Genomic DNA, 15,190 nt, shown 5'->3' on the forward strand with positions numbered 1-15,190 from the left:
GGGATAAATTGCTTTCGTATATAGAATAAGGATTGACATAATGTTAATGTCAATCCTTATTCTCATTCTATTTTCGTAACTAAAAAACAAATTTGTGTCACATACTCTTCTGTTAAACAATCACATTCTGTTCCCTTTATATAGACTTCATATGGATGACTCTCTAGTATATAGCCATTCCTTTCAACCCACTCTTCTAACGCCATATAAGCATAACCTATATAGTCATAGCTGCCATAATGCAAAGTGGTAACAATTTGATGCTGCTTTAACCTTTTTATGTCGCACTCTTGTAATACACCTTTATTATCTTCATCCATAATCGGAATTCTTAATTCTATATAGCTGCGATTTGGAATATACTCTTCATCATAAAAAACTGTAGATGGAGAACCGACTATTTGAAAGCTATTTTTTTGTACTTGTTCATATAAGTCATAAAAATAATCATCCATATCGTCTATATCTATTTGTAACTTTTGAGCAATTACTGTTATTTCATTTCTCATTCCAATTAATATATCGTAACTTCTATGACGAGCAATATTTAGACCTTTATTCATATTTACTATTTCATTCATTTCTGAAATAACCTGTAAATTTTGTTTCACTTCATGAGATAACTCCATAATTTGAGATTGCATATGTTCAACAAACGAATCTTGATCTGCTGACTGGAGAATGATTTTAATTTTTGGTAAAGGAAACTTGTACTCCCTCAGCTTTTTAATTTTTAACGCTACTTCCAGCTGCCCTTGTTCATAATATCTATATCCATTTACCGGATTCACATATGCTGGTTTTAATATCTCTTCTTTGTCATAATGCCTTAGCATCCGTGTACTCATTTTACAAATTCGTGAAAATTCAGTAATTGTATACATATAAATACCCCTTGGATACATTTTCTTATAAACTTATTCATCCCGATTGGTATGGGCTAATAATTAGAGGGGATGGCCTCCTCTAATTAAAGTTTCACCTTATTAAAACCAATCAAAAATTTTTCTAATTGAAGAACTTTCACCCTGACTGCTCAATCTTTTCATTTTTGAAGGCAATAAATGACTCGGACAATACCACGTTAAACAATTCATTGCACCTCCCATAGTCGATATTTCTCCTACATGAATTTGAATGACTTGTTTTTCCGTATGCTGTTGAATATATCGTAAAACTTCCCCGTCTTTTGCTAATCCAAACTTAGGAACATAAAGGGCGTCACATGTTTCTAACATATTTATATATAAACCTTTTGCCGATGCAATTTCTTGATCATATTGCCCTTTCTCTGTATATGACGAAGGAACAACGATAAATTCAGCTTCTGGCATTTGCTCTTGAATAATCTCTTGCACATGATATCTAAATTCATTATCACCTAGAAAATCACTAATAAACATTGTGTGTTCATCAATAAATTTAACCATTCCGTCCGCGTGCGCAAGTACATCTCCTTCTTCAGCAGGAATAATAATAACCCGGCTTACATCTAAATCCCACTCTAATTGCTCAATTATTTCCTCTTCCGTCCAATCATCGTTGTCATCAAATATGCGTTCTGTTAATATAACAGTATCTTTTTTATTCCAAATGAGATTGCCACCATCCAATATTAATGGTGATTTCACATACTCAAATTCATTTTTCTTCAACCATTTATTAAATTGTTGATCTAAATATCGCCCTTGATCCTCTGGTAAATAGTTTGGGTAATATTTAAATTTAACAAGATGATTCGTTATAACTGGCGCAACATCTCTTAGCCAAATATCATCATACTCAAAGAAGTTTGTATGAAAGTCTTGCTCTTCAACAGATAAAGATATAAGTTGATCGGTAAATGATTTTTTTTCATTTAAGTATTCATTAAAGTAAATAATGTCTTCATACAATGGTTGATAATATTCATTCGATTCGTCTGGTATTGCAGTAAAAATAATGCCACTATGTTTTTGTTCCATTTTATTTACCTCGCTTTTTAATAATGATTACATAACTGATTTCAATCAGCCAACTATTCCCCAATCCATTTCTCTTTTCATTACAATTTTTGAAACGTGCACATTTCATGAATGGATTATAGCACGGAGAAATATTATATATTTATATAAAAAATATATAGCTGTCGTTAAGCCGTAAAGTAACTCTTGACAAGATTTGAAAATAACGCTTTTCATACAACATTAAAAATATAATCATCATACCCAATGAATGATTAGCTGATTTTTCTATCAAGATTCATATCCATTACTTCGAGCAAACCGTTTTGATTACATAAATCTAATACATGTGTTTCTACTCCTATACAAATCCCTTCTAATGGAAGATCGTTTGGGTCCTGGCCAAATGGATCTTCAATTTCAACCCCTATTGCTTCAATCCCTATAAATGCAAAACTTATAAACGTAGTTGCAAGTATTGTAAACCATCCAAGACTATCAACAAGCCCGATCGGTAAAGTCCCGCAAAATATGAGCAGTAAAATTTTAATATGAGCAAAATATGCAAATGGGATAGGCGTTGTTTTAATACGATCACATCCACCCACAGCCGTAAGCAAATTATTCAAATCAGCTTCCATATTAATTATTACATTTGGATGAATTCGACCCGTTTTTAAACCTTTTGATAGTATAGTTTTTAACATAAAAGCTATACTAATTGGTAAATGAATAGACTCCGCCAATATTTCCTTTTCCTTCTCGGAACAAATATTAAGCAATGCTTTTATTTCAGTTAGATCTTTATCGTCTCTCAAATGCCCTTTCGCTATCTTAGGAAAAGCAATTAATAAATGTAAAAATTTTAGCTTTTCCTGATCCGTCTTTTTCTCTTCAGACTCCCAATGACATAAAAAACTAACTGCTAAGTTTCTAGTAGAAGCACCAATCGTGCCAAATAACTTTCTACCTTCCCAGTACCGATCATAGGCAGTGTTCGTACGAAAAACTAACAGTAGACCTAAAGCTCCTCCAACAATTACCCAAGGAGTTTGATTAATTTTTATTTCTGCATAATAGTAATTAATCACAGTGATTACTGTTGAAATGCACATATATAATAAAATTTGTGGGAAAATATCTCTTATAACTGTTCTCTTTAATGTAAATATTCGATGTAAACTATTTTGATTATTGTAATGTACCATATTTACAAAAGCCTCTTCCCTTTTTAACTTTTTATCCTTAAAAATTACGAAAGTATACAATTAAATAGTAGAATCATAAACCCTATCATTACGAAACTGGTGAAAATTATTTCTTTCAATACTCTTACTCCTTTTTGAGCCAAAAGATATACCACTTTTAAAATTTAAACAACAAATGTTCACTATTCTAAATCACGACGCATTATTTTAGAGTTCGCAATGAATAAAGCACTAATTAATACAAGAATCGCGCAGGCGTATAACAATATATCTATTGGACTATCATGATTTATAATAATGAGACGAACGATAGCTGTTATACCTATATATATAAAATATCGTAATGGAAAATGAAAATTCATTTGAAAATACTTTATAATCATTACGATGAATTCAAAATACAAAAAGAATACGACGATACTATCGATCAAATGATAACTAGATTCCTCACCATTTAATTTCAGTTCTTGTATAAATTGAATGACTTCTTTCACAAGAAACACACTTAGAACAACCCCTAAACAAATCAAAGCTACATTTAAAATGTACTGTAGAACGATAGGGAAAAACGAAAATACTATTTTTAAGTTCTTTAACACAAACATTTTCTCCTTTTCCATATAAAGTAAAACTTTAATCAGTAGGGGGGTTGTTCACCCCCTACTGATTATTAGCCCACACTAATCGGGCGTTTATGGACAGCCCGACTCCCACCTAACTTCTTTTTTCGAGTCGAGTTTTAAGGTGAGAGTCTTACTACCCGCAAATAGCGGGATAAAACGAAAAGCGACAATACACTATACTCCGATTATCATTATATTAAAACGTTTTATTTTTACGAATAATAAAGCATGACAAAATAGGTAAAAATAGTATTTCATCTATTTTGTCTATACAGCAGTATAACGAAACTCCAAACGACTATTTCAATTGAATTGGTTGTTGTTGTGTCACACAATGAATCATACCGCCATTTTTATAAAGCTCTCTCACATCAATACCTACTACTTTACGATCCGGGTATAACTTCTGAATCGCGTCGTTTGCGATTTTATCATTTGGATCATTATAATTAGGCACCAATACCACTTTATTCCCAATATAATAATTGATATATGATCCCTTATAATCAAGAGTTTTCCCATTTTCTAAAGCAACCTTGTCTTTACTAAGTGGTAAGTATTCATACTTATACTTATTTCCTGAAGCATTTTTTGCATCTAACAATGTATCCATATCTTTGTTAGACAAACCCCATTCGGCTAGGTCGTCTTCTTTCATCGTTACAATAGTAGATTTATTATGGAATTTAGCAAATCCATCAATATGAAAGTCCGTAATATCTAAATTAGGTACTCCATCTAACCAAATAATGTTTGACACCCCAAGGTCACTTATATATTTTTCAATTTCCTTTTCCGATAAATCAGGATTTCTATTTTTATTCGTTACAGAACTTCGAGTTAATAAAGCAGTCCCATTGCTATCTAATTCAATTGCGCCACCTTCAAGGACAAATTTCCCCCAATCAATTCTTTCAATCCCTAATTGCTTACTAACGTTCTCACGAATACGAGCATCATTTTTGTAAGGTGTTTTATTCCCCCAACCATTAAATGCTGGATCTAATATTTTTAGATTTTTATCATTGTCATAAACAAAAATTGGTCCACTATCTCTTGCCCATACATCATCCGTAGGTGCTATAATGAAATCAATCTTCTCCATATTTAGCCCTTCATCTGTTAAAAGCTTATTGATTCTCTCTTTTTCTTCCTGGTCATATGCAACAATGTGGACTTTTTCACCCGTAGTTAAAGCACTTGCCATCTTAACCCAAATAGGTTCAACTTCTTTTTGATACTCTTGACCATATGTGTATTCATGTGGCCATTGTAGCCATGTACCTTCATGTTTATCTGTTTCATCCGGCATCGTGTATTTTCCAATCTTTTTCTGTACCTCTACCTTCTCATTCTCTTTCCCTTTTGCATTTTCATTTCCACCTTCATAAGAACATCCACTTATAATCGTTGTAGCTAATGTAGCTATCAAACAAAACTTCACTACTTTTTTCATTTTCTGCCCCTCCTGTTCTTGTCTTCAATAATGTAAAGCTTCACATAGTGTGAAGCTCAAGCTTTTTCATCGATGTAAAAATTACCAATTATTCTCCCACGTGATAATCGTAAAATTCCAATAAAAATAGAGGGCATTCACAAAGTAACCCCCTCTATTTAACATTACTATTTTTTAACTTCCTTCATAAATTTATTCTAATCTTACTCCCTTCTCATACTTGCTTGTTCACTAAATAAAACATTATTAAATAAAAAAATCGGTATTGATCATTTCATATCAATACCGATTTTTAAACATTTATTTTTCTTCTATTAAATCATTCGCCATTTTTCTAAACTCTTGATTAAACGTATCATTCATACCATTCTGTACGTTAGAGAATAATATAACAAACGTTCGTTTATCCCAGTTAAAATTATTAAATGTGTTCCAACCAGCTAATACCCCATGATTATGATAATAGTCTGGGTAAATATAGAAACTAAATCCATATTTTCTTGCAGGTGATACAGTAAACATATCAGATAAGCCTTGCTTAGAAAGCAATTTCCCATCCATAATAGCCTCATCTAATTTTTTCATATCTTCAACAGTCGTATACATTTCACCACAACCATATAGCCAGTTCATTTTTAAGCGAGGCGCATCTATTAATTCATTATCTTTTTTCGTATAACCTTCTGCTAAGAAAATATCTTCCGGTAGAGTTGCCCCCATTCCAGATTCATGCATTCCAACAGGATTAAAAATATTTTCTTTCACATATTCAGCAAGCGGTTTATTCGTAATCTTTTCGACAATATACGCTAACACCATATAATTATAATCTGTATATTTCCATCCTGTCCCTGCAGGAAATTGTAACGTTTGCGCACCAATCCACGTTACTAACTTTAAACGTGACGCTGCATCAACACTCCCTTGCCCCTGTTCTGGTAACCCGGACGTATGTGTTAACAAATTTCGTAACGTAATGTTTTTATCTGCCGGAAACGATGGAATATACTTATTGACATTGTCTTCAATATTTAATTTCCCTTTTTCTCTTAGTTGCATAATAGATATCGCAACGACTGTTTTCGTAATGGAACCGATACGATACTTCGTTCTTGGCGTTGTTAACATTTTATCTTTCACATTCGCATAGCCGTAACCTTTTCGTAAAATCACATGACCTTTGCTAGCTACTAGAACACTCCCATTAAACCCTTTATCTTTTAAATATTGATCTAGTTTTCCCGCTGCACTTTCATAGCGTTTTTTCTCGTTTATACTAACTTCTTGCTGCTCGTCCTTTTGCTTATCAATTATATTCGAAAATGCCTTTATATCATATTTTTTATCTTTCTTTGCATGTATTAGTGCAACGACACTCCCACAAAAAACAGCAAAAATAAAGAAAACGATTAACCATTTCTTTAACATAATAGGAACCCTCTTTTTCTAGTTTCACTTAACGTGCATCCATTCTATTCTATATCTTTTAATTTTCAGATATTTTATAATATTACTTGCTATTCTCTTTATTTAAATTAGATTCCTTTTTATCACATTCAACTTTCAACTACTCTCTATTGTATTTCTTTCTTAAAAAATATCCAGCATACAATCGGATGCGCCTGACTATAATTTCAATTTCTTATGTAACATTTATTACACATCATACAGAATGGAGATGTAATATGAAAAATACCGATAGACGCAATCGTTTAGATGATAGAATGTTTCATTATCGGATAACAAAGAACAATATAGTTTTCATTGAATATTACGGAAAACAAATTATGATTTTAAAAGGAAATGACGCTGAAAAATTTTTAAACAAAATAAATCATGCAAATAACGATAAAGAACAACAACTGATTATGGCTAAAATTACAGGTAATTTCAAAAGAGGAAATGAACGTAATTGAAAACGAATCTCATTTTCTTTTTTTGATTATACAGCATATTCAATAAGAAATGTCGCTCATATGGCATTTCTTTATATTTTCTTCACCAAAAATTCACATTGCTAACTTTCCTTTATTTTTTATTCTCCCTATATAAGCTGAGTACTGAAATACTTAGTAATACAACTATACACAACCACGCATACGTATACCCTTTCTGATCTACAATATACCCAAATAAGACAGGTGCAACAATAATAGCAATTTGATTTAATGTAAGAGCAAAACTCACTGTCATCCCTACAGATTCTTCACTTGCCGTTTCTGCAACTTCAATTATAAAAAGACTGAACCAGCCAATCGAAAAGAACCCTAACAATGCACTTACAACATACAAGAACTCACTCCTTATTGTATGTATATTCATTACTAACATAAGAATAAAACAGATAGAAGTACAGACCGATATAAATAAAGGGATGCGCCGGTTTCCCTTATAACACAAATCACTAACAGCTGCCAATGTAATACGGCCAATCATTCCAGAAAAGAACATAACTGAAAATACTTTTCCGGCTAAAATAGGTGTAATTGATTGTTCCATTACTAAAAAATTTATAAAATGTCCAACTAACAACATTTGTAATGAAATCATGCAAATACCAGTTATATAAATTGGATACAACGCTTTTTTATGCATCACTGATTTTAACTGCACCCAAAAAGAGGTTTTTATACGTTCTTCTTTCCCTTCCTTCCGAACACATGAATCTCGATAAAATATAGAAAATAAAAGACCACCTATTATACAAATGCTTCCTATTACATGTATCGCATAAGACAAATTATATTTTATTACAAGTAACGGAATTAATACTCCCGCTAGTACACCACCAATCGGTATACCGGCTTGCCTGATCCCCATTGCTAACCCACGATTTTCTTTTGAGAACCATTTTAGTATCACTTTACTTCCTCCCGGCTGGGAAACACTATAAAACATTCCTACTAACAAAAGGACAAAGAGTAACCCTTTAAATCCATTTACTATATTAGTCAGTAAGAGCGAACCACCGAGTAAAAATGAACTGATAGTAATTAACCACTTTTCATTATATTGATCAAGTAGCTTCCCAACAAAAAGCATGCAAAATAGCGGTCCAATATTTACAACACTTACTAATAACCCACTCTCCATATTCGTAAGTGCGTATTCTTCCTTCCAAAATAAAGCGAAAGCTCCGACACCATACGTTATAAGTGTCGCTGTCGTTTGAGCAATCGTCGCAAAAATTAACATCATCCACTTATAAGTACTGTTCACATTCTCTTTCATTAGCATTAAGATCCCTCCATCCCCTTCCATTGTATGAAATTTTTGATATCACATAAAATAAATATTAATCATATAATCCATCAAAAAAATTGATACCTTTTTCGGAGGGATGATACGTGGACATAAAAGATTTAACTGTTTTTTACGAAGTTGCAAAAGAAAGAAATATATCTCATGCAGCAAAAAATTTAAACTATGTGCAATCTGGCGTAACGATGCGTATGAAACAACTAGAAAACGAATTAGGTGTGCCTTTATTTTATCGAAATGGAAAAGGTGTTACTTTAACTTCTAACGGCGAGATTTTATTAACATACGCAAAACAAATCATCCACTTAATGGAGCAATCTGTTAAAGCGGTCCAAAGTAATGGAACCGAACCAAAAGGCACTTTAAAAATCGGATGTACAGAATCCACAACAGCTGTTCGGATTCCTTCCATATTAGCGAACTACTATGAGAATTACCCACAAGTCGAATTAGTTTTAGAAACAAATACGACGGAACAGCTAACCCATCTCGTATTAGACCGAAAACTAGACGGAGCATTTATCGCTGGAACTACTCAGCACGCTGAACTTCGTGCAAATGTATTTCGTGAAGAAGAATTAGTTCTCATTAGCAAAAATCCTTTATCCTCTTTCCAAGACATAGGAGACATGAATTTACTTACCTTTAGTCACGGGTGCTATTATAGAAGGTTATTAGAAGACTGGCTTCAAGAAGAAGGAATTTCACCTAAACGAGTTTTAGAGTTTGGAACGATTGAAGCGATACTCGCATGTGTAAAATCAGGTATGGGCATAGCAATTATGATGAAATCTATTTTAAATGGTCATAAACATGACGTATCATTCAACCCTTTACCAAATAGCTTCAAAAAAATCCCTACTACTTTTATTACTAGAAAAGATATTTTTCACTCAGCTGCATTACAAAAATTTATGGAGATGACCCACAATGCGTGAAAAGAAAATACGTGGTATGAAACGAAAAACAAACACTATGATAAAACGAATTGAGGAATATACGAATACATTCCCTTCTACTTTCTATCATGATGAATATTGGTATATGCCTTTACCTGTTTCACAAGCTTTTATTAACTCTCAAAAAAACACCTAGGAAAGTAAAGAGATTGTGTATTCAAACTTTATTAAATCAAGCAAACCAATTATTGAAAATGAAACCGAACGACACAAATACATATCGAGTTGTAGTTATGATTTCCATTGCAGATTTATGGCGCTCTCAAATTATCATATTTAAAAACGATGACTACTTTCATACTTTTTTCCATAGAAATAGTGAATTACAAAAATGGATTCCGCTTTCAAATGAATCTGTTTTTTTGGAAAAATGGGGAATTAAAATTTGGCATACCGTCAAAACATTGCACTTTCAAGAAATCATTCATGACGAAGATGAATGCTCTAAAAAAGAGATTTGGTTTATTGGAGAATTAGCGTGAAGAATGCACTGAACTCTATTATTTGAATCTACCCTGAAACAGTAACCACTCATTTTACATCATAGAAAAAGGTATACCTAAAATATTGGTATACCTTTTTCCCTATTTATTTTCCTTTTAAAACACTATGTAACCGATCCGGATAATTTGTAAACATTCCTGTAGCACCCCATTTAATTAACAATCTCATATCTGGTTTCTCATTAATTGTATACGGATGAATAAGCAGGTGATTTTCCCTAGCCTTTTTCATATATGACTCATCAATAATTAACTCTCCATTATCATTACGTAAGTTTGGCCCAATACCGACTGCATACTTTTTAATTTCTTGAAAATCATCATGCGTTACACTTTTCGGCTCATGTGTAATGCCAGACCATTCAACAATCTCGTTGTTATCATTTGGATAATACCAAAGTAGTTGGACTAACGGAATATTTTCATTCATACTATGAATCTTTTTTAAGCTATCTTTACTAAATGATTGAATCATAACACGACTAGAAGACATGTTCTGACCTATTAAATTATATTTTTTTAATAACGCTAATAATTTCTCTTCCATTCCTGGATACACATCTGGCGATTTTGTTTCAATATAATACTTCATACTTCTTCCGTACTTCTGAAAGATTTCTTCAAGAGTCGGAACTTTTTGACCAATATACTCTTGCTTAGCCTTTTCTGGATAAGCTTTATTGAACCATGACCCTGCATCTAAACTCTTTATTTCACTTAACGTTTTATCTCGTACTTCACCTGTACCATTTGTAGTTCGATCAACTGCTGTATCATGCATTGCAATTAATTGGCCATCCTTTGTTAATTGAATATCTAACTCCAAATAATCCGCTTTCATTTTTTTCACAAGATCATAAGAAGTAAAAGTATGCTCAGGTGCATGTCCACTTGCTCCGCGATGTGCAATATTTAAAAACTTATTCGTATTCCATTCATGCTTCCCTTCTGATTTCGCATGAACAGCTCCCCCAGCAAAGATACTTCCCGTCATAAAGAAAATAACTAAAACGCTAATAATTTTTCTCATCCTTCTAACCCTTCCTACGTTGCAAATTTCAACAAGCTAATGAGATTTACACGAAATAGAAGACATACTTTCATTATTTTTATAAGCCTATATTAAAATTCCAATCTTACAAATATATTTTCTCTATGTTATTAATAAAGAAAACTATTTCATTCCTATAGCCTCCTTTTCACATGTAACTCCCTATTGTGTACGGTTCATTCAATAAAAAAAGCCATAATTTATTTAGAGGACACTCCTGTATCCCTAAATAAATTTATGGCTTTTCTCAAATATCTCCGGCCTCTATTAACTTGTCGAAATTAATCATACCAAACCTATTAAATTTTGTGAATATGATTTTTTAATAAAGTAAAACTTCAATCAACCAAGTTTTATGCATCCTCCATTGAGTATTAGTCCACACTGATCAGACTTTTATGGACAATGATTAGCTATAATGTCTTTTTGTTTTTATCAACTATTTTATTTACATAATATTATTATCTTTTATAACAACTTTCATTTTTTACAATTCTTAGTTAAAAAGTGGATAATTTATATACAACCACACTTCCTTATTTATTTGAAAATTTCATAATAAATTGTTCATAACCTCTTCAAGTACTGTGTTTATTGGAGATATAACCTCTTTCCCTGAACGCCACCCTATAAAGCCATCAGGTCTAATCAATACAGCACCTCCATTCTCTATCCCATATAATTTGCTAAAAACATCTTCTTGAGCAATAAAGTCTCCACTTAGACCAACTCGATACACTTTTATATTTATTCCTAATTTAGATGAAGCATCATGTGCAGCTTCATCCCAAGAACAATTTTCTATTCCTGTAAGTAATACAAAATTGTTACCGAATAAGTCTAGTATAGAAGCTTCTTTCCCTTCATACACCCCAAAAAAATGTGGTGCTCGCGTGCCAGGTCTTCCGTTCAACTCTACTACATCCATTCTATGCGGAGTGTTGGAGTCATCTATAATCGCCTCTGAACAATACTGATACCCAACAGTTACAGCTAAACCATCCATATTATTCAAACTGCCTTCCTCTCTATTCGCAGCACGAAATAATAAACTACTCGCATAATCCGTCGTTAATTTTGCAACAGGGTATCTCTCATCATGGTATGTTTCTAACAATTTCGGTTTTGCTTTCCCTTTTATAACAGCAGCTAACTTCCAGGCTAAATTATGCGCATCTTGTATTCCCGTATTTGAACCAAATCCTCCTGTTGGCGGCATAATATGTGCAGAATCACCAACTAAAAAAATGCGATTATCTTGAAATTTTATTGCTGTACTTTCACTCGCTTCCCACGGTAGAACACTTAATATTTCTGATTCAACATTTGTACTTCCAATTGCTGTTTGAATAATTTGTTTACAACGTTCTATATTGAAATCCTCTGGCCCCTCTCCTTTTAATGGATCGTAGGCTACATGATAAATCCATTTTTTTACGTTATCAACCGGGATGAGTGCACCAAGAACCTCCGGATGAAGTACCATAGAAAAACCGAATGCGTCTCCTTGTATAAACTCACTTAAATCAGCTTCAAAATAAATATTCATATAATAGCCACCAATGGTTCCACGACCCTCAGTTTTAATCCCTAACTGCTCACGCATTTTACTTTTCGCCCCATCTGCTGCAATTACATAATCACAATGTATGACACTCTCTTTTTCTGTTTCACGATCTCGAATCGTTGCTTTTACCCCGTTCTCATTTTGTTCAAATAAAATTAATTCATGATAAAAAGATAGTTCTCCGCCTAATGTCTTCGCTTCTTGTAACATCATTTCTTCTAAAATAATTTGATAACAAGCAGTTTGTTTTGATGCGCTAATCTCTTCTATTTTTTGAAGTAACTTTTCATCGTTTCCATACTGAGTGGCTCTCATTTTTTCCAATTCTTCCTTATTCGCCTCAGCTATTGTACGGACCGCTATTCTTCCTCGGCAATTTTCTAGTGCTTTCCCCGCCAATTTAATTCTATTTTCTAAACCTAATTCTCGAAATAACTCCATTGTACGTAAAGTAAGCCCGCCTGCTTTCGGATGAATTGCAGTAGACGGATGTCTTTCAATAAGTAAGTACCTAATATTATGTTTTGCAAGAAATAACGCAGACGCTAATCCTGATAATCCCCCTCCAACAATTAAAACTGGTACATAATTTGGTTTCATATATTTATCCTCCACATCATTGTTCTGAGCTCAGTATCATAAATATAATTAAAAAAACCATTAAAATATAGACTTATATTTCATTTTGAATTATCATATAGATAGATTACGCCCCAAAATCCCTTTTACCTTTTCATACATCTATAATCCACCTGAATTGTGTGTGTATGAAAGAGTAAAACAAAAGAACTTACTTTACGTTGAGCCATGTTCTATCATAGAAATCAGAAATAATACAAAAATTATAAGCGATCATAACCTTATGGATTATATAAGGTTGCGATTGCTTATTTTATTGTTAAATCATTTTTCATTTTTAAAACTTCATCTATTGAGTTATGTAGTCCTTCCAATCCCTTTTCTATCCCTCTATAATTTTCAACAATAAAAAATTCATTCGTCTCGATTTTCTTTCCCAATATTGCAGCTCATACAACAATCATGTAGCATTACCGTATCGATGCAATGGTTCATCATCTTAAACCTTTCGACTAATTTATTGGAGGCAAAGTGATTGAAATGAATAAACAAGAACAATTAAATGTTATAAAAAAAGATTTTATTGACTCTCAAAAAGTATTATTAGCAATTGGCGATGAAACAAGGCAAGCTATTTTGTTAGTTCTCATGGAAACGGAATGTCAAACCGGATTACGTGTAGGAGAAATTACGAAGCAAACACACCTTTCCCGCCCAGCAGTATCACATCACCTTAAGATTTTACGAGAAGCTGGTATTATTTTAATGCGAAAAGAAGGCACAAAAAACTTTTATTATATTGATATACGTACAAAATTAGGTTTATTAAAAAATCTTGTGTTAGATATTGAAAAGCTTTTGCACAACTTTTATTGAAATAAAGATACGGTATTTGGAGGTATAAGAAATGAGAGCAATGATAATTGATAGATATGGAAAAGTCCCAATGCGTATGACAGAGGTACCTACTCCTAAAATAAATGAGTATGAAGTGCTCGCAGAAATTCATGCAGCTAGCATTAATCCAATTGATTTTAAAATACGCGACGGAAAAGTAAAAATGTTACTGAAATATGAAATGCCCCTAATACTTGGTAATGACTTTTCCGGTGTCATCGTAAAGGTTGGGGCAAAAGTGACTAACTTTAAAGTCGGTGATGAAATATATGCACGCCCAAGAAAAAATAAGATTGGTACTTTCGCGGAGTATATAGCCATTCATGAAAATGATATAGCTTTAAAACCTAATAATTTAAGTTTTGAGGAAGCTGCTTCGATTCCACTCGTTGGCTTAACATCATATCAAGCATTACATGACATCATACAATTACAAAAAGGACAAAAGATTTTAATTCACGCTGGATCCGGTGGTGTTGGTACTTTTGCTATTCAGTTAGCAAAAATAATGGGTGCCACTGTTACAACGACTGCTAGTGAAGCTGGTGTAAATTTAGTAACGTCTCTTGGCGCAGATGAAATTATTAATTATAAAACAGAGAAATTTGAAGATATACTAAAAAATTATGATGCGGTATTTGATACAATCGGCGGTGCAACACTTGAAAAATCATTCAATATTATAAAAAGCGGAGGAAACATTGTTTCCGTTTCAGGCATGCCGAATGCTCGCTTCGGTAAAGAATTTGGTTCAGGATTCTTTAAAACTCTCTTATTTTCATTAGCCAGCAAAAAACTTACCGCACTTGAAAAAAAGCATAATGCTCAATATTCATTTTTATTTATGAAGCCAAGCGGGGATCAATTACGTACTATTGCAAACTATATTAAAGCTGGACAAATCAAACCTGTAATCGATCGAGTTTTCCCTTTTGAAGATGCTCAAAAAGCAATGGAATATTCAGAGTCTGGAAGAGCAAAAGGAAAAATAATTGTAAAAATGAAATAATAATAAAACCTCCATTTTCTTAAAATGGAGGTTTTAAATTTGCTGTTAAATAGACATTGTGCAATGAAGTCCTTACAATAGATTGCAAGGGGAAATATTATATTATACTTTTAGTTAACTTTACAAAGAATACA

At 32.7% G+C, this 15,190-nt stretch carries 13 protein-coding genes and 1 pseudogene; 5 read left to right on the top strand and 9 right to left on the bottom strand.

Annotated features, from left to right (window positions below; all coding sequences use genetic code 11):
* Positions 1-62: 62 nt before the first annotated feature.
* From MHB70_RS15635 to MHB70_RS15660, 6 genes are all read right to left on the bottom strand, one after another.
* Positions 63-884: a MerR family transcriptional regulator gene (locus MHB70_RS15635; protein WP_061530513.1), complete on the bottom strand. Its 822-nt coding sequence runs from the start codon at positions 882-884 to the stop codon at positions 63-65.
* 102 nt (positions 885-986) lie between these two features.
* On the bottom strand, positions 987-1,964 hold the full coding sequence (locus MHB70_RS15640) for an agmatine deiminase family protein (RefSeq protein ID WP_000435610.1): 978 nt from the start codon (positions 1,962-1,964) through the stop codon (positions 987-989).
* Between the two features lie 254 nt (positions 1,965-2,218).
* Positions 2,219-3,151, bottom strand: coding sequence for a bestrophin family protein (locus MHB70_RS15645; RefSeq protein ID WP_000233832.1), 933 nt, complete (start codon positions 3,149-3,151; stop codon positions 2,219-2,221).
* A 182-nt stretch (positions 3,152-3,333) separates the two neighbouring features.
* Positions 3,334-3,750, bottom strand: coding sequence for a phosphate-starvation-inducible protein PsiE (gene psiE, locus MHB70_RS15650; RefSeq protein ID WP_000916784.1), 417 nt, complete (start codon positions 3,748-3,750; stop codon positions 3,334-3,336).
* A gap of 322 nt (positions 3,751-4,072) precedes the next feature.
* Positions 4,073-5,230, bottom strand: coding sequence for an agmatine deiminase family protein (locus MHB70_RS15655; RefSeq protein ID WP_000758193.1), 1,158 nt, complete (start codon positions 5,228-5,230; stop codon positions 4,073-4,075).
* 300 nt (positions 5,231-5,530) lie between these two features.
* On the bottom strand, positions 5,531-6,658 hold the full coding sequence (locus MHB70_RS15660) for a serine hydrolase domain-containing protein (RefSeq protein WP_000915198.1): 1,128 nt from the start codon (positions 6,656-6,658) through the stop codon (positions 5,531-5,533).
* Between the two features lie 257 nt (positions 6,659-6,915).
* Here MHB70_RS15660 and MHB70_RS15665 point away from each other — a divergent pair, with 257 nt between their 5' ends.
* Positions 6,916-7,146: a hypothetical protein gene (locus MHB70_RS15665; protein WP_000798811.1), complete on the top strand. Its 231-nt coding sequence runs from the start codon at positions 6,916-6,918 to the stop codon at positions 7,144-7,146.
* 112 nt (positions 7,147-7,258) lie between these two features.
* Here MHB70_RS15665 and MHB70_RS15670 read toward each other — a convergent pair whose 3' ends face one another.
* On the bottom strand, positions 7,259-8,491 hold the full coding sequence (locus tag MHB70_RS15670) for an MFS transporter (protein WP_002039244.1): 1,233 nt from the start codon (positions 8,489-8,491) through the stop codon (positions 7,259-7,261).
* An 86-nt stretch (positions 8,492-8,577) separates the two neighbouring features.
* Here MHB70_RS15670 and MHB70_RS15675 point away from each other — a divergent pair, with 86 nt between their 5' ends.
* Together MHB70_RS15675 and MHB70_RS15680 are read left to right on the top strand one after the other, a co-directional pair.
* Positions 8,578-9,429, top strand: coding sequence for a LysR family transcriptional regulator (locus MHB70_RS15675; protein ID WP_000351717.1), 852 nt, complete (start codon positions 8,578-8,580; stop codon positions 9,427-9,429).
* Positions 9,422-9,932, top strand: a pseudogene (locus tag MHB70_RS15680) (DUF3916 domain-containing protein). Before MHB70_RS15675 ends, MHB70_RS15680 begins: the two are co-directional and overlap by 8 nt.
* Before the next feature lie 106 nt (positions 9,933-10,038).
* On the opposite strand, the gene MHB70_RS15685 reads toward MHB70_RS15680, so the two are convergent.
* Both MHB70_RS15685 and MHB70_RS15690 read right to left on the bottom strand, forming a co-directional pair.
* On the bottom strand, positions 10,039-10,983 hold the full coding sequence (locus MHB70_RS15685) for a glycerophosphodiester phosphodiesterase (protein ID WP_001226355.1): 945 nt from the start codon (positions 10,981-10,983) through the stop codon (positions 10,039-10,041).
* 574 nt (positions 10,984-11,557) lie between these two features.
* Positions 11,558-13,171 carry an FAD-dependent oxidoreductase gene (locus MHB70_RS15690; protein WP_000804118.1) on the bottom strand — a complete coding sequence of 538 codons (1,614 nt, stop codon included), beginning with the start codon at positions 13,169-13,171 and terminating at the stop codon, positions 11,558-11,560.
* A 510-nt stretch (positions 13,172-13,681) separates the two neighbouring features.
* Here MHB70_RS15690 and MHB70_RS15695 point away from each other — a divergent pair.
* Both MHB70_RS15695 and MHB70_RS15700 read left to right on the top strand, forming a co-directional pair.
* Positions 13,682-14,026: an ArsR/SmtB family transcription factor gene (locus tag MHB70_RS15695; protein WP_000571879.1), complete on the top strand. Its 345-nt coding sequence runs from the start codon at positions 13,682-13,684 to the stop codon at positions 14,024-14,026.
* Between the two features lie 31 nt (positions 14,027-14,057).
* Positions 14,058-15,056: an NADP-dependent oxidoreductase gene (locus MHB70_RS15700; protein ID WP_001202456.1), complete on the top strand. Its 999-nt coding sequence runs from the start codon at positions 14,058-14,060 to the stop codon at positions 15,054-15,056.
* Positions 15,057-15,190 lie beyond the last annotated feature (134 nt).

The organism is Bacillus sp. FSL M7-1020 (genome assembly GCF_038050415.1).
Classification (GTDB): Bacteria; Bacillota; Bacilli; order Bacillales; family Bacillaceae_G; genus Bacillus_A; species Bacillus_A toyonensis.